Genomic DNA, 20,056 nt, shown 5'->3' with positions numbered 1-20,056 from the left:
GTCGCCGGAAGCGCCGTGCAAGCCGCTACTCGGCAGCTTCCTTAACGGTGCCGTGCTCCACCGCCTCGCCGCCTTCGCCGTCACCCGAACGGCCCCAGCCCGAGAACCAGTTGTTGAGCTCGTCGAGATAGAGATAGACCACCGGCGTGGTGAACAGCGTCAGCGCCTGGCTGACGATCAGGCCGCCGACCATGGCGTAGCCGAGCGGCTGGCGGATCTCGGCGCCGGTGCCGTGACCGAGCATCAGCGGCACGCCGCCGAGCAGCGCGGCCATCGTCGTCATCATGATCGGGCGGAAGCGGAGCAGGGCGGCCTGGCGGATCGATTCCGCCGGCGTCTTGTGCTCGTCGCGCTCGGCGGCGATGGCGAAGTCGACCATCATGATGCCGTTCTTCTTCACGATGCCGATCAGGAGAATGATTCCGATCAAGGCAATGAGGCTGAAGTCGAACCCGGCCGCCATCAGGATCGCGAGCGCGCCGACGCCGGCCGAGGGCAGCGTCGACAGAATCGTGATCGGATGGATATAGCTCTCGTAGAGGATGCCGAGGATCAGGTAGACCACGACCAGCGCCGCAAGGATCAGCAGCGGCACGGTGCCGAGCGATTGCTGGAACGCCTGCGCCGTGCCCTGGAAGCTCGAGTTCAGCGTCGGCGGCGCGCCGAGCTCGGCCATCGCCTTCTGCACGGCTTCCGTCGCCTGGCCGAGCGCGACGCCCTGGCCGAGGTTGAAGCTGATGGTGATCGCCGGGAATTGGCCCTGGTGGCTGATCGAAAGCGGACGGACCGGATCAGTGGTCCAGGTCGCGAAGGTCGACAGCGGCACCTGGTCGCCGGTCAGCGGCGACTTCAGATAGAGCTTGTTCAGGCTGTCGAGATTGCCCTGCATCTCCGGCAGGATCTCCAGGATCACCTTGTAGGTGTTGAGCTGGGTGAAATACTGCGTGACCTGTCGTTGTCCGAAGGCATCATACAGCGTGTCGTCGATCAGCTGCGGCTGGATGCCGTAGCGCGCGGCGGTGTCGCGGTTGATCTTGAGCTGGACCGTGGTGCCCTGGGTCTGCTGGTCGGTCGCGACGTCGCGCAGCTCCGGCAGCGTCTGCATCTTGGCGAGGATTTTCGGCGCCCACTCGTTGAGCTCGGCGAGGTCGGCGTCCTGCAAGGTGAACTCGAATTGGGTGCGCGTCGGCCGGCCGCCGAGCCGGACGTCCTGGGCCGCCTGCATGTAGACGCGGGCGCCCTCGACCTTGTCGAACTGCGGACGCAGTCGCGCGATGATCTGCTGAGCCGAGGCATCGCGCTTGTCGCGAGCCTTCAGCGTGATGAATATGTTGCCGTTGTTGCCGGCGCGGCCGCTGCCGCCGATCGACATGGCGACGCTGGCGACGTCGGGATCGGCGAGGATGATCTTGCCGAGCTGTTCCTGACGCCGGGTCATCTCCTTGAACGAAATGTCCTGCGAGGCTTCCGAAGTCGCCGTGATCAGGCCGACATCCTGCTGCGGGAAGAATCCCTTCGGGATCAGGACGAACAAATAGATCGACAGTCCGAGCGTGGCGAAGAAGATCGCCAGCGTGGTGCGCCGCCAGGCCAGGGCGTGATCGAGAACGTATTCGTAGCCGCGCAGCATCGCATCGAAGGCGCGCTCGCTCCATTGATAGAAGCGACCGTGGCGCACCTCGCCATGGGCGCGCAGGAAGCGCGAGGCCATCATCGGCGTCAGGGTCAGCGACACGAACATCGAGACGAAGATGGTCATCGCCAGCACGACGGCGAATTCGCGGAACAGGCGCCCGATGATGCCGCCCATCAAGAGCAGCGGAATCAGCACCGCGACCAGCGAGATGCTGATCGACACGATGGTGAAGCCGATTTCCTTCGAGCCGCGGAAGGCGGCCGCCATCGGCGATTCGCCTTCCTCGATGTATCGCGTGATGTTCTCGAGCATCACGATGGCATCGTCGACGACGAATCCGACCGCGATGGTGAGCGCCATCAGCGATAGATTGTCGAGTGAATAGCCGACGACCCACATCAGCGCGCAGGCGCCGAGCAGCGCCAGTGGAACCGTGATGGCGGGAATGACGGTGGCCCAGAAGCTGCGCAGGAAGATGAAGATGACCATGACCACGAGCGCGATGGTCAGCAGCAACGTGAACTGGACGTCCTCGACCGCGGCGCGGATGGTCGTGGTACGGTCGCTGATGAGCTCGATCTTGATGGCGGGCGGGATCGCCGCCACGAGGCGGGGCAAGGTCGCCTTGATCCGATCGACGGTCTCGATGACGTTGGCGCCCGGCTGCTTGAAGATCACCAGGAACACGCCGCGCTTGCCGTTGGCCCAGGCCGCCTGCTTGGCGTCTTCAGCGGCGCTGACCGCCTGGCCGATGTCGCGGATTCGCAACGGAGCGCCGTTGCGATAGGCGATGATGACGTCGTTCCAGTCCTTCGCGTGCGTGAGCTGGTCGTTGGCGTAGATCGTGTAGGCGCGCTTCTCGCCGTCGATATTGCCCTTCGGACTGTCGACCGTGGTGATCGCGATCTGGCTGCGTACGTCCTCCATCGACAGGCCCTTGGCGACCAGCTTCGCGGGATCGACCTGGACGCGGATGGAGGGTTTCTGCTGGCCGCCGATGAAGACCTGGGCGACGCCGGAGAGCTGGCTGATCTGCTGGGCGAGCTGGGCGTCGACCGCGTCGCTGACGCTGGTCAGAGGCAACGTCTCCGATGTCGCCGACAGCAGCAGGATCGGCGCATCGGCCGGGTTGACCTTGCGGTAGGTCGGCGGCGAGGGAAGATTCTTCGGCAACTGGCCGCTGGCGGCGTTGATGGCACCCTGCACGTCATTGGCAGCACCGTCGATGCTGCGGTTGAGATCGAACTGGATGGTGATCGACGCGGTGCCCAGATAGCTCGTCGAGGTCATCTGCGCGATGCCGGGAATCTGGGCGAACTGCCGCTCCAACGGCTGCGCCACCGACGAAGCCATCGTCTCGGGACTGCCGCCCGGCAAATTGGCGGTGATCTGGATGGTCGGGAAGTCGACCTGCGGCAGCGGTGCGACCGGGAGCAGGGGATAGGCGACGAGACCGACGAAGAGGATGCCGGCCATCAGCAGCGAGGTGCCGATGGGATAACGGATGAAAGGTGCCGAAATCCCGCCCTCGGTCATTCCTGTCGTACCTTGTTCTGGGCGTTCTGGGCCGGGTTCGAACTCGCCACCGCCGTCGAGACGAGGCTTCCGGGCTGCACCTTGAACTGGCCGCCGGTGATCACCTGCTGACCGGGGCTCAGCCCTTCTTCGATGACCGAATGTCCATCGATAGCGTAGGTGACCTTGACCTTGTGCACCTCGGCCTTGTTGTCCTGATTGACGGTATAAGCGTAGAGACCGTTGGTCGAATGCTGAACCGCGTCATCCGGAACCACGGTCGCATCCTTCAGCGTCCGCACCAGAAGCCGCGTCGAAACCGACTGGCCCGGCCACAGCGTGTGGTCCTTGTTGTCGAACACCGCCTTGAGCCGGATCGTTCCGCTGCTGGTGTCGACCTGGTTGTTGATGACCGCAAGCTTGCCCTCGGCCAGCGTCTTCTTGCCGTCGGTGGTGAAGGCGATCACCTTGAGCGCGCCGCTCTTCTGGCCTTCGGTGATATAGGGCAGCTGGTCTTCCGGCGCGGTGAAGATCACGGAGATCGGTTCGACCTGCGAGATCGTGACGATGCCCGTTTGCGTCGAGGCGTTGACGATGTTGCCGATGTCGACCTGGCGCAGGCCGGCGACGCCGGTGATCGGCGCCTTGACCTGGGTGTAGTCGAGCTGGGTCTGGGCGTTGGCGATCGCGGCTTCGTCGGCGGCGATCTGGGCGGTGAGCTGGGCGACGGTCGTGCGCTGGGTGTCGACCCGCTGGGCGGTCGCGAATTCGCCGAGCTTCATGGCGCGCTGAAGTTCGAGATTGGCGTTGGCCAGACTAGCCTCGTCCTGCGCCTTCTTGGCCTTGGCCTGGTCGAGCGTGGCTTGATAGGGACGGGGATCAATCGAGACCAGAAGCTCGCCCTGCTGGACGATCTGGCCTTCGCGGAAGGCGAGCTTGTCGATCTGGCCATCCACGCGGGTGCGGACTTGCACGGTGTTGAACCCCTGAACCGTGCCGAGACCGGTCAGATAGACCGGGAAATCGACCTTCTGAACCGGGGCAACGCTGACGGGGACGGCAGGCGGGCGGGGTGGACCCTTCTGGGCGGTCTGGGTTTTTCCAGCCTGGGAGGCGTCGAATTTCTGCCAACCATAGTAACCCGCGGAGGCCACGGCCGCGATGATCAGAATCCAGAGGATCGGCCGGGACTTTTTCATATCGTCTCGTGTCGGCTCTTGTGCCCTCAGCTACGAATTATGGGGCAATCGTAGGGTTCCAGAGCGTTTGTATAATACACGCCAAGTTCCAGTGTAAACAGCACTATCAGTTGAGAATCCTAAACAATTGGAAAGCTTTGCACCGTCTGGGCAGTGGTCTGGCGCGGCGGTGTGCAGTGCTGCATTTTCCCGGCAGGCGCGATCGGCGAACGCACCTCAAGCAGCACTCCCGGACGGTGCTCGGGCCGAATGGCGCCGGGTCGAGCCGCCGGTCGGTATCGGTAACAAGAATGGTTCTAAGTCGGGCGGAAGCCGTTTCGGTTGTCAGGGATTTCAGCATCGTCCATATCGGCGCCGCCACAACGGGAGCGCAGGATGGACGAGCTGAACGGCAAGCTGATCGCGTGTCAGATTCTGATCACGGGATTGATCGCGCGTGTCGCCAATGAGCAGCGTGATCCCTTGCGCTTCCTCACCGACTTCCGGGACGAGATCAAAGCCGTCGTGAACGGCGTCAACATCGCCGGCATGGACTCAACCGATCGCGTGCGCGCTGTTGCGCTGAAAACCGTCGACGAATTGTTTTCGCTGATGAAGCCGCCGAGCAGCGATTGATGCTGTGAGCGAGCCATCGATTGCCCGGCATTCGGCGCGCTGTCTTTTAGAACGAGTCCAATATCTGTTTAGAACGATTTCAAACTGTAGTTTAGAATTGTTTTGAACTGGACTGATTCAAGGGTTCTTGCGAGGCGCTCGCATTGACCCGCTATTTTGCGGCCGATACCAACAACTCATCGTTCGTCAAAGTGAGTGAGCGAACAGGAAGATGGGGCGTTTGGTAATGGGGCAGGTGGTCGCACCGAAGTCGTTGCGTTCGGTCGCAGCATTCGGTCTGGTGGATGAAAAGTTCGCAGGTGTTTCCGGCAAGAAGGTCTCGGCAGTTGCGAGCTTGATCGCGGTGGCGTCGGTGTCGAGTGGCGCGCAGGCGCAGCAGTCCAACCTGCCGCCGGTAACGGTCGATGCTCCCGTCGAACGTCCGCGTCCAACGTCGTCGAAGCCTTCGCCGGAGCAGGTCCGCGCCCGCAATGCGATTCGTCGCGCCGCGCAGCGCGAGCAGGCGGCACAGCAGACGGCGCCGACCACGCCGTCAGGCGCTCCCGACGGCAATCCCTATGCCGATCCGGCCGCGCCCTACAAGGTCGACCACGTCCAGGCCAGCGGCAAGTTTCCCGAGAAGATGCTGAACACGCCCAAGTCGATCACGGTGCTCAGCAAGGAAGTGCTCGAAGACAAGAACGCGACGACGCTGAAGGAGATCGGGCGCTCGACCGCGGGCGTGACGCTCGGCTCGGGCGAGGGCGGCAACGCGTTCGGCGACCGTTTCTTCATCCGCGGCTTCGATGCGCGCAACGACGTGTTCATCGACGGCATCCGTGATCCCGCGGTTTCCATCCGCGAGAACTTCTTCACCGAGCAGATCGAGATCCTGCGCGGGCCGGCATCCTCCTACGCCGGCCGCGGCACTGCCGGCGGTGCCATCAACATCGTCACCAAGCAGGCTGGCGACGTCAACTTCAAGCGCATGGACTCCGAGTTCGGCACCGATCAGACCAAGCGCGTCACGCTCGACGTCAACCAGGTCATCGACCCGACCTTCTCGGTGCGCACCGGCGGCCTGTTCCAGGATGCCAACGTCGCCGGCCGCGACTACGTGACCGACAATCGCTGGGGCACCTTCATCTCGACCAAGTACACCCCGACCAACGACATCAAGATCACCACGAACTACGTCCACACCGACCTCAGCGGCCTACCGGATTTCGGCGTGCCCTATTACAAGCAGGGCAATGTGCCGGTGACCTCGGCCGGCATTCCGCGCGGCAATTGGTACGGCTTCCTTAATCGCGACTTCCAGACGGCGCGGCAGGATTTCGGTACCGGCACGATCGAGTACAAGGTCAACGAGGCCATCACGCTGACCAGCAAGGTGCGCGGCGAGCACTCGGTGCTCAACTATATCGGCACGCTGCCGCAGAATCCGAATACGACCAGCCCCAATCCGCTGCTCTGGACCACGACGGCGAGCGCGCAGAGCCGCTACCAGACCGTGGACGTGTGGGCCAACCAGAACGAGGCCACGTTCAAGCTCGACACCGGCGGGGTCAAGCACACCGCGGTGTTCGGCGTCGAATATTCGAACGAGAACATCTCGATCGACCGCTACGCCGGCCTCGCGTCGGAGCTGTCCGGCTCGCCCTTCACGAGCAACGGTGCCGTGACAGGGGTCAATCTCTACTCCCCGCAATACACCAACATTCCCTTCGGCATTCCGTCACTCCTCGGAAACCCGACGCGCTACGGCGTCAACACCAGCAGCGTCTATGTCATGGACACCGCGAACTGGCAGGACACGATCATCGTCAATGGCGGCGTGCGCTACGACGGCTACAGCCAGAGCGCGTCGAACAATTCGAGCTTCGTGAAGCAGAACGCGGATCTCGTGAACTACAACGTCGGCCTGGTCTACAAGCCGATGTCGATCGGCAGCATCTATGCAGCCTATGCGACCTCGGCCAATCCGTTCGGCTCGGAGCTTGACGCGACCGGCACCGATTACGGCGGCGTTCCGCCCAACTCGACCCTGTTGCTCGGGCCCGAGCGCAACAAGGCGATCGAGGTCGGCACCAAATGGGAACTCGCCGACCGCCACCTGCTGGTGACCGGCGCGCTGTTCCAGACCACCAAGGACAACGCGCGCGAGACCGTCAACGGCCTGCTGACCTCGGGCGCTGCCTACAGGATCCAGGGCATCGACATCGAAGCCGAGGGCAAGATCACCGATCGCTGGAGCATCTTCGGCGGCCTGGTCCTGATGCAGTCCAAGGTCACCCAGAGCGGGGTTGCCTCCAATCTCGGCCTGCAGCTCGCCAACATTGCCCACCAGTCGTTCAGCATGCTGACCAAGTACAAGTTCGATGACGGCTGGGAGCTCGGCGGGCAGGCGGTGTACCGCTCGAAGGTTTACGGCGGCACGTTCGCGGCCAACACCAACGAGCTGCCGAGCTATTGGCGCTTCGATGCCTTCGTCGAGAAGAAGATCGACAAGAACTGGACTATGAAGTTCTACGCGCAGAACCTGACCAACAAGCTCTATTACGACTCGTTCTATCGCAGCAACGTACCGTTCGTGGCGGTCGCGCCCGGGCGCGCGTTCTATGTCGTGACGACAGCGAAGTTCTGATCATGTTGACGTGCCTGCCAGGCGTTCTCAGCAAGGATGATGTGGCGGATTTCCGCCGCATCATGGACGCCAGCGAATGGGAGGATGGCCGGTCCACCGCCGGCGCGCAGTCGGCGATGGTCAAGCGCAACGAGCAATTGCCGCCCGATAGCGAAGTCGCGCGCAAGCTCGGCAACCGCATCATCTCGGCGCTGACATCGAACCCGCGCTTCATCGCGGCGGCTATACCGCTCCAGATCTTCCCGCCGCTGTTCAACCGCTATGCGGCGGATAGCGGCCACCATTTCGGCCTGCATGTCGACAATGCGATCCGCGGCGACCGTCTGACCGGCCTTCGCATCCGCACGGACCTCTCGGTGACGCTGTTCCTCGCCGAGCCGGAAGAGTACGACGGTGGCGAACTTGTGATCGAGGACACTTACGGCTCGCACGAAGTCAAGTTGCCAGCCGGCGACTGCGTGCTCTACCCCTCGACCAGCCTCCACCTCGTCACGCCCGTGACCAGGGGAACACGGGTTGCGTCTTTCTTCTGGCTTCAGAGCATGATACGGGACGATCAAGCCCGGAGCATGATCTTCGACCTCGACACCGCGATTCAGGCGCTGGTGGACCGGCTCGGGCGTGACGATCCCGAAACGGTCAAATTGACGGGTATCTATCACAATCTCATTCGCTACTGGGCCGAAGTATGAAGACCATGACCTTCCAAGCAAGCCTTGCCGCAGCCTTGATGCTGGCGGCCGCCTGGCTCGCATCCCCCGTTTCCGCCCAGACACAACCCCCCTCGGCACCGGCGCAGTCGACGGCTCAGCCGGCCCCGGTCGCTCCGGCTCCGGCGGTGCCCGCGGCGACCACGCCTGCGGTCCCGGCGCCTTCGGCTTCGACGGCAGCCACCCCGGTCGCTCCGACGGCGCCCTCCGCGGCCGCCGTTTCGACCACCGCCAAGCCTGATGCCAAGTCCGATGCCAGGTCCGATGCCGCGGCTGGCATCGCGCCGGCGATGAAGGAATTGTCGCCCTGGGTGATGTTCATGTCGGCGGACGTCATCGTGAAGGCGGTGATGATCGGGCTCGCCTTCGCATCGCTGATGACCTGGACCGTCTTCATCGCCAAGTCGATCGAGCTGTCGGTCGCATCCTCCAAGCTTGGTTCGGCGCTGAAGAAGGTTGCGGAGACGCGCTCCCTCGCCGAAGCGCAGATGGCGCTCGGAGCCAAGGAGGGTATCCTGCCGTCGTTCCTGACGGCGGCCCTGCGTGAGGCGCGGATGTCGGCCGGCCTGTCCAGCGACGCCGGTATCAAGGAGCGCGCAGCCTCCAGCTTTTCCGAGATCGTGCGCGCCGAGGCGCGGCGCATCCGCATCGGCATGGGCGTGCTCGCGACCATCGGCTCGACCTCGCCCTTCGTCGGCCTGTTCGGCACGGTCTGGGGCATCATGAACAGCTTCATCGGCATCTCGAAGTCGCAGACCACGAACCTCGCCGTCGTCGCGCCCGGCATCGCCGAAGCGCTGCTCGCCACCGCGATCGGCCTCGTCGCCGCCATTCCCGCCGTCATCATCTACAATCACTTCTCGCGCGTGACGAAGGGCTATCTCGAGCTCGTCAGCCGCGCCTCGGGTGCAGCGGCGCGGCTGCTCTCGCGCGATCTCGACCGCAGCCACGGCAGCGTGCATTCGCGCGCAGCGGAGTGAGCCATGGGCGTTTCGCTCGCAGACAACGACGGCGACGACGACGATTTCTCGGAAACGCATGACATCAACGTCACGCCGTTCATCGACGTCATCCTGGTGCTGCTGATCATCTTCATGGTCGCAGCGCCGCTCTCCACGGTCGACCTGCCGATCGATTTGCCGACGTCGAGCGCGACGCCGCAGAAGAAGCCGGACAAGCCGACCTATCTCAGCATCAAGCCCGATCTGACGCTTGCCCTCGGGGAGAACCCCGTTCACCGGGCCGAGCTGATCGGGACGCTCGACGGACTGTCCGACATGAGCAAGGACAAGTACGTCTTCCTGCGCGCCGATCGTTCGGTGCCGTACGGGGAGTTGATGGGCGTCATGGAGCTCCTGCGCTCAGGCGGCTATACGCGGGTGAAACTGGTGGCGCTGGAAGGCGCACCGGGAGCGCCTGCGGCAGGCGCCGCTCAGCCTTAGAGGCCCGCTATGTCGGACGAACACAGACCATCCCGGAAGCTCTGGATCCTGGCGGCGGTGGCCGCGCTCGTGCTCCATCTGGGCGGTGCTGCGCTCGCGCTGGCTCATTTGCGTGCTGACGAGGACGGCGACGGCCTAGGTGCGAACGGTGCGGAATTCGCCGTGGAGATGGCATCGCCCAAGGCGCCCGAAACCGATCTGCCGCCCGGGCCCGACAGCGAAGCGATGCAGGAGCAGCAGGCGCTTCCCGAGCAAAAGGCCGAGACCAAGGAGACGGAGCTTCCAAAGGACCAGTCGCAGCAGGTCGAGGATCCCGATCGCGTCGTGACCGAGAACAACGCGAAGAAGCCGACGGAAGACGATCCGAAGATTCAGGCGGTCGAAACGCCGGCCGCCGAGGCCTCGCCGAAATCGGTTGCGACGGCACGGCAGACGCTCGAGGAGGACGCGCGCGAGGCCGAGAAGGCGCTGGCGCCCGTCATCGGCATCGGCAAGGACATCCTGAGGCTGACCGCCGACTGGAACCGCAAGATCAGCGCGCATTTGTCGCTGCACAAGATCAATCCGGAAGGCAAGCAGCCCAATAACCAGAAGGTCAAGGTGAGCTTCGCGATCAACCGGAAGGGCAACGTGCTGTCGGTGGATGTCGTGGAGTCATCCGGGGATTCAGCCTACGACGCGGCCGCGGTCTCGATTGTCCGCAAGTCCGATCCGATCCCGCAGCCGCCTGCCGGGCTGACCGAGGATCGGTTCGAGCGGACCGTCGATATCATCTTCACGCCGGCCGACGCGAAAAAGAAGAAGACGGCTCAGCGCCAGTAGAGCCGGATCCCGATATAGACGACGACGAGGCAGGCGAAGATCAGCGCCACCGGGAGCGGCCGTTTCTGGGTTCCAGCTGCCGCGCCAGCCCCGAAAAAGCTGGTCGTCTTTGGCTTCGGCGCCGGGCGGCGGAAAGCGGTAACATTGTCCGCCGCTGCTTCAGGCGGGCGAGGGCGGACGTCGGGTGCCGTTCCCGCGCCGCCCATCTCGGCATAATAGGCCTTGTAGATCGCACCGATGGTCGCCTCGGTGGCCTCGCCCTCGCTCATCTGCGCCAGCAGGTTCTGGTAGCTCGCCAGAAACTCCTGGGCCTCCGGTGGGAGCGCGGACGCCCCATTGAGCTTGGCCATCATCTTCCAGGTGGCAAAATCGGCGCGGGCGCGGGTGTCCGCGCGTCGCGCGATCAGCATATCGGCAGCTTTGACCAAGTCGGCCTCTGGCCCTTCGGCTTAAAGTTCGGGTGCGGTTGCTCAACTACGCATTGCCGGTCAGGAAGAGAACAGCCTGAATCACATAACCGGTCAACGTTCGCAGTATTACTGAAATAACATCAAGATTTAGACCGAACTGGGAACCTGCAAGGGGCAGCAGGATCAACAGGCCGATCAGGATCAGCATCCCGAACGGCTCGAGCCGGGCCAGCGGCATGGCGAGCGGGCGCGGCAACAGCCCGACCGCAACGCGCCCGCCATCGAGCGGCGGGATCGGCATCATGTTGAATACCGCGAGGATGGCGTTGATGATGAGCGCATTCTTGAGGTTGTCGGCGACCCATTTCGCCGAGCTTGCGGGGGCAAGGGGCAGGGCGTGGAAGGCGAGGGCCACTGCAAGCGCCAGCAGGATGTTGGTGACAGGCCCCGCCAATGCCACCCAGACCATGTCCAGCTTGGGGTTGTTCAGCTTGCGGAAGTTGACCGGCACCGGCTTGGCGTAGCCGAACAGGAACGGCGAGTGCGCGAACAGCAGCATCGCCGGTAGGATCAGGGTGCCGAACGGGTCAATATGCCTGATGGGGTTGAAGCTGACGCGGCCGAGCTGTGCGGCTGTGTTGTCGCCAAGCCGGTCGGCGACGAAGGCGTGCGCGGCCTCGTGGAAGGTGATGGCGAGCACCAGCGGCAGCACCCAGACGGAAAGGTCATAAAAAGAAATGTTCACGGCTCGTCCGTCCTGGTTTGCCTGCGCGCTTCGCAAAGCAGGCCGTATAGGGCCACAATCCATCACGATCTAGCGTTATATGGCGCCCAATTCCGAAATTGCCCGTTGCAAATGATCCGCCAGGTGGGCGCCTGCGGTCGACAGGTCGTTCGCGCGGTGGAGGCGGATCTCCGCCGCCGGCAACGGCGGCATGCCGTCACGATCGGACAGCGCACGAAGGCTCGGCGGCAAGGTCCCGGCCTTTACCACCGTCACTGCGAGCCCTTGAGCCGCGATCGTCTCGACCGCAGCGAGCGTCCGGCTGACATAGGCGAGACGCCAGGGCAGGTCCGCGGCGTCGAGCGCTTCCGCAGCCCACTGGCGAAACAGACAGCCCGGCGGGTAGAGCGCCATGGGAAGGGGACACTGCGCCGCGGTCCGATAGGATGGGGCGGCGGCCCAGACCGCCTGTTCGCGCCTCAATAACTCGCCATCGCCGCATCCTTGCGGATGCATGGCGATGACGAGGTCGTAGGCATCGCCGAGCCGCGCCGGCATCGTCGCGGTCAGTCCCGTCTCGATCTCGACCCGGACCAGAGGATGGTGCCTGGCAAAGCTCGCCAGCAGCGGCGGAATGACGATGGTGCCGTAATCGTCCATCACGCCGAGACGAACGACGGCGTCGGCCTTGCGTGCGCGGAGCGCCCCGACGGCCTCCGCGTTGAGTGCGAGAATGCGCCGCGCATAAGCGCGCAACGCTTCACCCGTCGCGGTCGGCACGACGCCAGCCCTGGTGCGCTGAAACAGCTTGGTGCCAAGCCGCTCCTCCAGCCGCCTGATCTGGACGCTCACCGCCGATTGCGTGCGATTGAGCACATCGGCCGCGCGCGTGAACGAACGATGCTCGTCGACCGCGAGAAACGCCTTCAGCAGGTCGGGATCGAGATCGGGGGCGCTCATGACGAAAACTTATCCCAGCATCACGGAAATTCCATTCCTTGTTTCGGCGTGCCTCGTATGCTGCCTTCGAAGTATCGACGGGAGGAAGCGTGGGCGAAATCTCCGGCGTTCTGGCGGCCGTGCTGTCGAGCGGTCTTGGCGGCACCTCGATCGGCGCCACGCGCTATCTCGTGAGCAACCTCGATCCGCTGGCGATCGGTTCGTTCCGCTTCGGCATCGGCTTCCTCCTGCTGCTGCCCCTGACGCTGTTGCGCGGCGATCGCTGGCCACCGCGAGCGGACTGGGCCGCCGCGACCGGGCTCGGCATGCTGTTCTTCGCTTTGTTTCCGATCCTGTTCAATGCATCGTTGATCTTCACCACTGCCGCGCGCGGGGCGCTCGCCTTATCCACGCTGCCGCTGTTATCCCTCGTGATCGGCGCCGCGCTCGGTGCCGAAGCGCTGACCTGGCGCAAATCGATCGGCGTGGTGATTGCGACATTGGGTGTTGCTGTAGCGCTTCTCTCCGACCTGACCTCGGCACCGCCGGGCGCCTGGCGCGGTGACCTCCTGATGATGGCGGCCGCACTGTGCATGGCACTGTATGGTATCTGGTCGAAGCCACTGATCCGGCGCTCCAGCCCGATCGCCTTCACCACCATGAGCATGGCGGCGGGCGCTGCCTGCCTCATCCTGCTCTCCTGGATCCGCGGCAGCTTTGCGCCGGTCGCGGGCTTCGGCGCGCCGCAATGGCTGGCGGCTCTCTATCTCGGTGCATTCGGCGCGGCGCTGACCTTCTATCTCTGGGCTTTCGCGCTGGAGCGGACGACGCCGACGCGTGTCGCGATCTCGGTGACGGTCAACCCGATCACGGCGTCCCTGGTCGGCGCTTGGCTGCTGAACGAGCCGTTGCGCTGGAATCTGGCGGCCGGCATCGTCGCGGTGTTTGGCGGGATCTGGATCGCGACGACAACGGGCCGGCGGGCGCCGGCGGCAAGCGCGTCTGCGTCAGGCCAAGCCTGACATCACGCCGGGATCGTTCCCGGATATTGCACCAGGCCGTCGTCGAGCTTGAGCCAGGCGGGCTTTTCCGAGACCCAGATGTGCTCGGTCGGCGCGAAGGCATTGCGATCGTCGAACACGGAGAGGGACACGCCCGCGAGCGTGCCGTTGCGCCGCCAGGCGAACAGGCGCGTGCCGCAGCGTTTGCAGAACACGCGGTCGATCGCCTCGGACGATGCATAGCGCTCGGTCTCGCCTTCGACGCTCAGCGCGCGCTGGTCGAACTGCGCGCGGGCGAAGAAGGGCGAGCCCATCGCCTTCTGACAGTTGCGGCAATGGCAGACGCGAACGTTGAGCGGCTCGCCCTCCGCCTTGAACCGGACCGCGCCGCACAGGCATCCGCCTTCCCGGATCATGCTGCCCTCAATAGGTTGCGCGTCCGCCCGAGATGTCGAACACCGCGCCGGTCGAGAAGGCGCAGTCCTCGGACGCGAGCCAGGCCACCATCGCGGCGAGCTCTTCGACCAGCACGAAGCGTCCCTTTGGAATTTTCGACAGCATGAAGTCGATATGCTGCTGCGTCATCTGGTCGAAGATCGCGGTCTTGGCCGCGGCCGGCGTCACAGCATTGACGAGGATGTCATGCGCGGCGAGCTCCTTGCCGAGCGACTTTGTCAGCGCGATCAGGCCGGCCTTGGACGCCGAATAGTGCGAGGCGTTCGGGTTGCCTTCCTTGCCGGCGATCGAGGCGATGTTCACGATGCGCCCGTATTTCTGCTTGAGCATCGCGGGCACGATGGCCTTGCAGACGATGAAGGGACCGTCGAGGTTGATGCGCAGCACCTTGCGCCATTCATCGAGGTCGGTTTCCCAGACCGGCTTGTTGACGCCGGCGATGCCGGCATTGTTGACGAGGATGTCGATCTTGCCGAACGCGGCGAGCGTCGCATCGCGCGCCTGCTCGACGGCCGCGGTGTCGGTGACGTCGACCTTGAAGACCTTGGTCTCGCCGCCGATCTCTTTCGCCGTCTTCTCGGCCAGCGCGGAGTCAAAATCCCAGATCGCGACCTTGGCGCCGGAGGCGGTGAGGCGCTCGGTGATGGCGCGGCCAAAACCCTGCGCGCCGCCGGTGACGATGGCGACGCGGCCGTTGAGGTCGATCTTGTTCATGCCGGTGCCCCTTGGATCAGAGCATGTAGCCGCCGTCGACGACGAGGTCGACGCCGGTGGTGAAGGCGCTCTCGTCGCTGCCGAGATAGACCGCCATCGATGCGATCTCCTCGGCGGTGCCGAGCCGGCCCATCTTCTGGCGGGAGATGAACATCTCCTTGCCTTGCGGTCCCTGCGCGGCGGCGCGGTCGAGCATCGAGGGCGTCTCGACGGTGCCGGGGCAGATCGAGTTGCAGCGGATGCCCTTGGTGATGAAATCGAGCGCGACCGCACGCGATAGCAGCGACACTGCCGCCTTCGACGAGCTGTAGACGTAGCGGTTCGCCGGCGGCCTCAAGGCCGCGCAGGAGGAGATGTTGACGATGCTGCCGCCGCCGCCCGCGATCATGTCGGGCAGGAAGGCCCTGATGGTCCGGTGCATCGACTTGACGTTGAGGTCGAACGAGAAATCGAAATCCTCTTCCGAGCATTCCAGGATGGTGCCGTGGTGCACGAAGCCGGCCGCGTTGAGCAGGATGTCGATGTTGCCGATACGCTTGGCGAAGGCGTTGACGTCGGCGGTGTTGCGGACGTCGAGCTTTGCGACCTCGGCGATGCCTTCCTTGGTCAGGCCGGCGATGCCGGCTTCATTGATGTCGGTGGCGATGACGGTTGCGCCTTCACGCGCGAATGCGAGGGCGCATGCGCGCCCGATGCCGGCGGCTGCAGCCGTGACGACGGCGCGTTTGCCCTTGAGGCGGTCTGCCATTTTCTTGTTCTCCTCGATTTCCTCATTGCCGTGACGCCGTAGCCCGGATGGAGCGCCAGCGTAATCCGGGATCCTGCGTTCGCGGATGGTGAACCCGGATTTCGCTACGCTCCATCCGGGCTACGGGTGCCCAGTTCAGTGATTATCCCGCGCCACGCCAAACGTGCCGGCGACGTTCTGGTAGCGCGTGGCGAGCTCCATGCAGGCGCCGGTCGATTGCTGGCCGACGGTGTTGCGATAGATCTCCTGCCACGGCGTCTGGTTCTGCGGATGCTTGAAGCCGCCATTGGCCTTGAGCTCGGCGTGACGCTTCTTCAGCTCCTCGTCCGAGATCAGGATGTTGGCGCTGCCCTTGTTGAGGTCGACGCGGACCTTGTCGCCGGTCTTGAGGATCGCAAGCCCGCCATTGGCGGCAGCTTCCGGCGAGGCGTTCAGGATCGAGGGCGAGCCCGAGGTGCCGGACTGGCGGCCGTCGCCGATGCAGGGCAGGGACAGGATGCCGCGTTTGATCAGCGCTGCCGGCGGCTGCATGTTCACGACCTCGGCTCCGCCAGGGTAGCCGATCGGCCCGGTGCCGCGGATGAACAGCACGCAGCGCTCGTCGATATCGAGCGAGGCGTCGTCGATCCGCTCGTGATAGTCCTCCGGACCCTCGAACACGATGGCGCGGCCCTCGAATGCGTTGGGGTCTTTCGGATTGCTGAGATAGCGGTCGCGGAATTCCTTGGAGATCACTGAGGTCTTCATGATCGCGGAATCGAACAGATTGCCCTTCAGCACCAGGAAGCCGGCGTCCTTCACCAGCGGCTTGTCGTAAGCCCAGATCACGTCGTTGTCGGGGACCGGCGCGTCCTTGCAGTTCTCGCCGATGCCGCGGCCGTTGACGGTGACGGCGTCCTCATGGATGCGCTTGTGCTTCATCAACTCGCGCACCACCGCAGGTACGCCGCCGGCACGGTGGAATTCCTCGCCGAGATAGAAGCCGGCCGGCTGCATGTTGACCAGGAGCGGCACGTCATGGCCGACCTTCTGCCAGTCCTCGATGGTGAGCTCGACGCCGATGTGGCGGGCCAGCGCGTTGATGTGGATCGGCGCGTTGGTCGAGCCGCCGATCGCCGAATTGATCACGATGCAGTTCTCGAACGCCTTGCGGGTCAGGATGTCCGAGGGCTTGAGGTCTTCCCAGACCATCTCGACGGCGCGCTTGCCGGTCTCGTAGGCGATCTGGCCGCGCTCGCGATAGGGCGCGGGGATCGCCGCGCAGCCCGGCAGCGAGAAGCCGAGCGCTTCGGCAAGACCGTTCATGGTCGAGGCGGTGCCCATGGTGTTGCAATGGCCGACCGAGGGTGCCGACGAGGCCACGATCTCCATGAACTCTTCATAGTCGATCTCGCCCGCGGCGAGCCGCTCGCGCGACTTCCAGACGATGGTGCCCGAGCCGGTGCGTTCGCCGGCATGCCAGCCGTTGAGCATCGGGCCGCCCGACAGCACGATCGCGGGCAGGTTGACGGTCGCCGCCGCCATCATGCAGGCCGGCGTGGTCTTGTCGCAGCCGGTGGTGAGCACGACGCCGTCGAGCGGATAGCCGTAGAGGATCTCTACCAGGCCGAGATAGGCGAGGTTGCGGTCGAGCGCGGCGGTCGGGCGCTTGCCGGTCTCCTGGATCGGATGGGTCGGGAATTCCATCGCAATGCCGCCGGCCTCACGGATGCCCTCGCGGACGCGATGGGCAAGCTCGATATGGTGGCGGTTGCAGGGAGAGAGGTCGTTGCCGGTCTGGGCGATGCCGATGATCGGCTTGCCGGACTGCAACTCGGCACGGGTGAGGCCGTAATTGAGGTATCGCTCCATGTAGAGCGCCGTCATGCCCGGATTATGCGGGTTGTTGAACCATTCCTGGGAGCGAAGGTGGCGTCGGGAGCCGTTGCCGGCGGGCGCATGCCCATTGGTCGGTTTTTTTGTCATTGGTTTCTCCTGCAATGCAAACGCACTGGCGTCCGTCCTAGGGTGTCGGCTTGTGCGATGCCCAACGGCGCGAATGACGGATCGCTGGCCCGCTGGCGGGTCGTTTCCTCACAAATGCGATACTAGTCATGGCTACTTGGTAACGCTACCATTTTGTTCGCCGCGCCCACGCCCGAGACGGTCGGCCGGCTGTCTGAATGGCGCGGCGACGAGCTTTGCCGCTCGATCACCCGGAAGCCGAGATCGAGCACCGGCTGCTCCGGGCGCCGTCCGTCGATCGCCTCGATCAGCATGGTGGCGGCCGTTTTGCCCATCTCGTAGCGGTTGGTGCGCACGCTGGTAAGGGTGGGGACGGCGGAGGCCATGAATTCGAGGTCGTTGAAGCCGACGATCGCGATCTGCTCGGGGACGGCGATCTCCCGGCGCCGGCATTCGAACAGCACGCCGAGCGCAAGGTCGTCATTGGCACAGAACACCGCATCGAGATTCGGCTCGCGCGCCAGGAGATCGGTGAACAGGGCGCCGCCCAGCGTCACCGAGGTCGGTGTCGCCGTGGTGACGATGAGGCGCTGCTCGAACAGTGCGGCATCCTTCATCGCCGAGACATATCCGTCCAGCCGCCGCTGCACCCGCGGGTCCATGCGCGCGCCGACGAAGCCGATCTTGCGGCGGCCCTGCTCGAACAGGTGCGCAACCGCTGCGCGGGCTGCATCATAGTGCGAAAAGCCGATCATCATGTCGACCGGGTCGGGGCCGATCTCCATGATCTGCACGATCGGGCAATCGGCGGCCTCCAGCATGGCGCGCGATTCCGTGGTCTGGTCGATGCCGGTGACGATCAGCCCGGCCGGCTTCTGCGCCAGAAACAGTCGCAGCAGCTTCTCTTCCTGGAGGATGCTGTAGCGCGTGTTGGACAGCTGGATCGAGTAACGGCTGCCTTCGGACGCGTCGTAGATGCCGCGCAGCACGTCCGAGAACACGTTGTTGGTGAGGGAGGGGATCAAGACACCGATCACCTCGGTGCGTTGCGAGGCCAGCGCGCGGGCCGCAAGGTTCGGCACATAGCCGAGCTCCTTGGCGGCGCTCTCGACCCGTGTCCGCTTGGCAACCGAGAGGGCCTCCGGATTACGGAAGAAGCGGGACGCCGTAATCGGGCTGACGCCGGCAAGCTCGGCGACTTCCGCCAGCCGGATCTTGCCTGACTTGGTGCGTTTTCGACCCATTTGCTGCTCTTAACACAGTCAGTCCCGCAAACAAAGGAACGTTGACAGCGCTACCAGCAACGACTAACCAAAGACAAATTGCCAAAACCGCACAAACTGCCGACAATGTTGCCCGCTAAGATCGGGCCGAGTTCGGTGAAGTCTGAAAAAACAAGACGGTCGCGGCGCTAGAGGCGCCGTGGACTTTCGAGGAGGGAGCTAGATGTCGTCTGTGCAAATCCGCGACGTGCGGAAATCGTTCGGCAATTTTGAAGTCCTGCACGGCGTGACTGTACCGATTGAGGACGGCCAGTTCGTCGTTCTGGTCGGCCCCTCCGGCTGCGGCAAGTCGACGCTTCTGCGCATGCTCGCCGGTCTCGAGAACATCACCTCCGGCACGATCTCGATCGGCGACCGCGTCGTCAACAATGTCCAGCCCAAGGAGCGGGACATTGCGATGGTGTTCCAGAACTACGCGCTCTATCCGCACATGACGGTCGCCGACAACATGGGCTTCTCGCTGAAGCTGCGGAATGCGGGCGCCGACGAGATCAACAAGCGCGTCAAGCGCGCCGCCGAGATCCTCGCGCTGTCGCCGCTGCTCGATCGCTATCCGCGCCAGCTCTCCGGCGGCCAGCGCCAGCGCGTCGCGATGGGCCGCGCCATCGTGCGCGACCCGCAGGTCTTCCTGTTCGACGAGCCCTTGTCCAACCTCGACGCCAAGCTGCGCGTCGCCATGCGCACCGAGATCAAGGAGCTGCACCAGCGGCTGAAGACGACGACCGTCTACGTCACCCACGACCAGATCGAAGCCATGACCATGGCCGACAAGATCGTCGTCATGCATGACGGCATCGTCGAGCAGATGGGCACGCCGCTCGAGCTCTATGACAAGCCCGACAACCAGTTCGTTGCCGGCTTCATCGGCTCGCCCGCGATGAACTTCCTGAAGGGGCATGTGCGCGTCAACGGCGTTGCGACCTTCGAGGGACCGAACGGCGTCAAGCTGCCGCTCAAGACCGCGCCCGCGGCGTCCGACGGCCGTCCCGCGGTCTACGGCGTGCGGCCCGAACATTTCACCATTGCCGACGACGGCGCCGAAGCCGAGATCATCGTGGTCGAGCCGACCGGCTCGGAGACGCAGGTGTTCGCCAAGATCGGCGGCGAGCAGGTCGTCGCGGTCTTCCGCGAACGCCACCAGTTCAACCCGGGCGACAAGGTCCGGCTGAAGCCGGACCCGTCACTGGTGCATCTGTTCGACGAGGCGACGGGAAAGCGCCTGAACGCGTAGCGTAAGTTTAAGTCAAGACAATAAAAAGCATCACAGGGAGG

Annotated in this window: 18 protein-coding genes; 8 read left to right on the top strand and 10 right to left on the bottom strand. The window is 64.3% G+C overall.

The genetic code is table 11. The annotated features are described in order from the left end of the window. Positions 1 to 25: 25 nt before the first annotated feature. Both GGD65_RS27895 and GGD65_RS27890 read right to left on the bottom strand, forming a co-directional pair. Positions 26 to 3,172 (bottom strand): multidrug efflux RND transporter permease subunit, encoded by a 3,147-nt coding sequence (locus GGD65_RS27895; RefSeq protein ID WP_092252580.1) that lies wholly within the window; start codon positions 3,170 to 3,172, stop codon positions 26 to 28. Continuing rightward, the gene (locus tag GGD65_RS27890; protein WP_179730845.1) at positions 3,169 to 4,350 is read right to left on the bottom strand and encodes an efflux RND transporter periplasmic adaptor subunit; all 1,182 of its coding nucleotides are present in this window, start codon (positions 4,348 to 4,350) and stop codon (positions 3,169 to 3,171) included. The genes GGD65_RS27895 and GGD65_RS27890 overlap by 4 nt, the downstream gene beginning before the upstream one ends. A 375-nt stretch (positions 4,351 to 4,725) precedes the next feature. Here GGD65_RS27890 and GGD65_RS27885 point away from each other — a divergent pair, with 375 nt between their 5' ends. The 6 genes from GGD65_RS27885 to GGD65_RS27860 all read left to right on the top strand — a co-directional run bounded on the left by GGD65_RS27885 (position 4,726) and on the right by GGD65_RS27860 (position 10,565). Further along, positions 4,726 to 4,965 carry a hypothetical protein gene (locus tag GGD65_RS27885; protein ID WP_018319817.1) on the top strand — a complete coding sequence of 80 codons (240 nt, stop codon included), beginning with the start codon at positions 4,726 to 4,728 and terminating at the stop codon, positions 4,963 to 4,965. A gap of 226 nt (positions 4,966 to 5,191) precedes the next feature. Beyond that, positions 5,192 to 7,591, top strand: coding sequence for a TonB-dependent siderophore receptor (locus GGD65_RS27880; protein ID WP_018319818.1), 2,400 nt, complete (start codon positions 5,192 to 5,194; stop codon positions 7,589 to 7,591). Positions 7,592 to 7,593: 2 nt separating this feature from the next. After that, the gene (locus GGD65_RS27875) at positions 7,594 to 8,283 is read left to right on the top strand and encodes a Fe2+-dependent dioxygenase (RefSeq protein WP_018319819.1); all 690 of its coding nucleotides are present in this window, start codon (positions 7,594 to 7,596) and stop codon (positions 8,281 to 8,283) included. Next, on the top strand, positions 8,280 to 9,281 hold the full coding sequence (exbB, locus tag GGD65_RS27870) for a tonB-system energizer ExbB (protein WP_183237267.1): 1,002 nt from the start codon (positions 8,280 to 8,282) through the stop codon (positions 9,279 to 9,281). The genes GGD65_RS27875 and exbB overlap by 4 nt, the downstream gene beginning before the upstream one ends. A 3-nt stretch (positions 9,282 to 9,284) precedes the next feature. Continuing rightward, positions 9,285 to 9,743 (top strand): TonB system transport protein ExbD, encoded by a 459-nt coding sequence (gene exbD / locus GGD65_RS27865; RefSeq protein WP_018319821.1) that lies wholly within the window; start codon positions 9,285 to 9,287, stop codon positions 9,741 to 9,743. A gap of 9 nt (positions 9,744 to 9,752) precedes the next feature. Next, complete coding sequence (locus GGD65_RS27860; protein WP_018319822.1) at positions 9,753 to 10,565, top strand: energy transducer TonB; 813 nt, start codon at positions 9,753 to 9,755, stop codon at positions 10,563 to 10,565. Here the strand turns inward: GGD65_RS27860 and GGD65_RS27855 are convergent. The 3 genes from GGD65_RS27855 to GGD65_RS27845 all read right to left on the bottom strand — a co-directional run bounded on the left by GGD65_RS27855 (position 10,553) and on the right by GGD65_RS27845 (position 12,659). Further along, a complete protein-coding gene (locus GGD65_RS27855; protein WP_183237299.1) occupies positions 10,553 to 10,975 on the bottom strand; it encodes a hypothetical protein in 423 nt (140 codons plus the stop codon). The two genes, GGD65_RS27860 and GGD65_RS27855, sit on opposite strands and share 13 nt — an antisense overlap. Positions 10,976 to 11,039: 64 nt before the next feature. Further along, complete coding sequence (locus GGD65_RS27850; protein WP_183237298.1) at positions 11,040 to 11,720, bottom strand: site-2 protease family protein; 681 nt, start codon at positions 11,718 to 11,720, stop codon at positions 11,040 to 11,042. 75 nt (positions 11,721 to 11,795) lie between these two features. Then, positions 11,796 to 12,659 carry a LysR family transcriptional regulator gene (locus tag GGD65_RS27845; protein WP_183237266.1) on the bottom strand — a complete coding sequence of 288 codons (864 nt, stop codon included), beginning with the start codon at positions 12,657 to 12,659 and terminating at the stop codon, positions 11,796 to 11,798. Positions 12,660 to 12,748: 89 nt separating this feature from the next. Here GGD65_RS27845 and GGD65_RS27840 point away from each other — a divergent pair, with 89 nt between their 5' ends. Continuing rightward, positions 12,749 to 13,660 (top strand): DMT family transporter, encoded by a 912-nt coding sequence (locus tag GGD65_RS27840; protein ID WP_183237265.1) that lies wholly within the window; start codon positions 12,749 to 12,751, stop codon positions 13,658 to 13,660. Positions 13,661 to 13,662: 2 nt separating this feature from the next. On the opposite strand, the gene GGD65_RS27835 is transcribed toward GGD65_RS27840, so the two are convergent. The 5 genes from GGD65_RS27835 to GGD65_RS27815 all read right to left on the bottom strand — a co-directional run bounded on the left by GGD65_RS27835 (position 13,663) and on the right by GGD65_RS27815 (position 18,745). Beyond that, entirely contained in the window at positions 13,663 to 14,055 is a 393-nt protein-coding gene (locus GGD65_RS27835; RefSeq protein WP_183237264.1) for a GFA family protein, read from the bottom strand. A gap of 7 nt (positions 14,056 to 14,062) precedes the next feature. Continuing rightward, positions 14,063 to 14,809 (bottom strand): SDR family NAD(P)-dependent oxidoreductase, encoded by a 747-nt coding sequence (locus GGD65_RS27830; protein ID WP_183237263.1) that lies wholly within the window; start codon positions 14,807 to 14,809, stop codon positions 14,063 to 14,065. Between the two features lie 16 nt (positions 14,810 to 14,825). Next, the gene (locus tag GGD65_RS27825; protein ID WP_183237262.1) at positions 14,826 to 15,557 is read right to left on the bottom strand and encodes an SDR family oxidoreductase; all 732 of its coding nucleotides are present in this window, start codon (positions 15,555 to 15,557) and stop codon (positions 14,826 to 14,828) included. Between the two features lie 135 nt (positions 15,558 to 15,692). Beyond that, on the bottom strand, positions 15,693 to 17,522 hold the full coding sequence (locus GGD65_RS27820) for an IlvD/Edd family dehydratase (RefSeq protein ID WP_183237261.1): 1,830 nt from the start codon (positions 17,520 to 17,522) through the stop codon (positions 15,693 to 15,695). Between the two features lie 122 nt (positions 17,523 to 17,644). Then, positions 17,645 to 18,745, bottom strand: coding sequence for a LacI family DNA-binding transcriptional regulator (locus GGD65_RS27815; protein ID WP_183237260.1), 1,101 nt, complete (start codon positions 18,743 to 18,745; stop codon positions 17,645 to 17,647). Between the two features lie 202 nt (positions 18,746 to 18,947). On the opposite strand from GGD65_RS27815, the gene GGD65_RS27810 reads away from it, so the two are divergent. Further along, positions 18,948 to 20,015 carry an ABC transporter ATP-binding protein gene (locus GGD65_RS27810; RefSeq protein ID WP_091954325.1) on the top strand — a complete coding sequence of 356 codons (1,068 nt, stop codon included), beginning with the start codon at positions 18,948 to 18,950 and terminating at the stop codon, positions 20,013 to 20,015. Positions 20,016 to 20,056 lie beyond the last annotated feature (41 nt).

This window comes from Bradyrhizobium sp. CIR18 (assembly GCF_014198295.1).
Lineage (GTDB): Bacteria > Pseudomonadota > Alphaproteobacteria > Rhizobiales > Xanthobacteraceae > Bradyrhizobium.
This window is presented reverse-complemented; position numbering and strand designations above follow the sequence as displayed.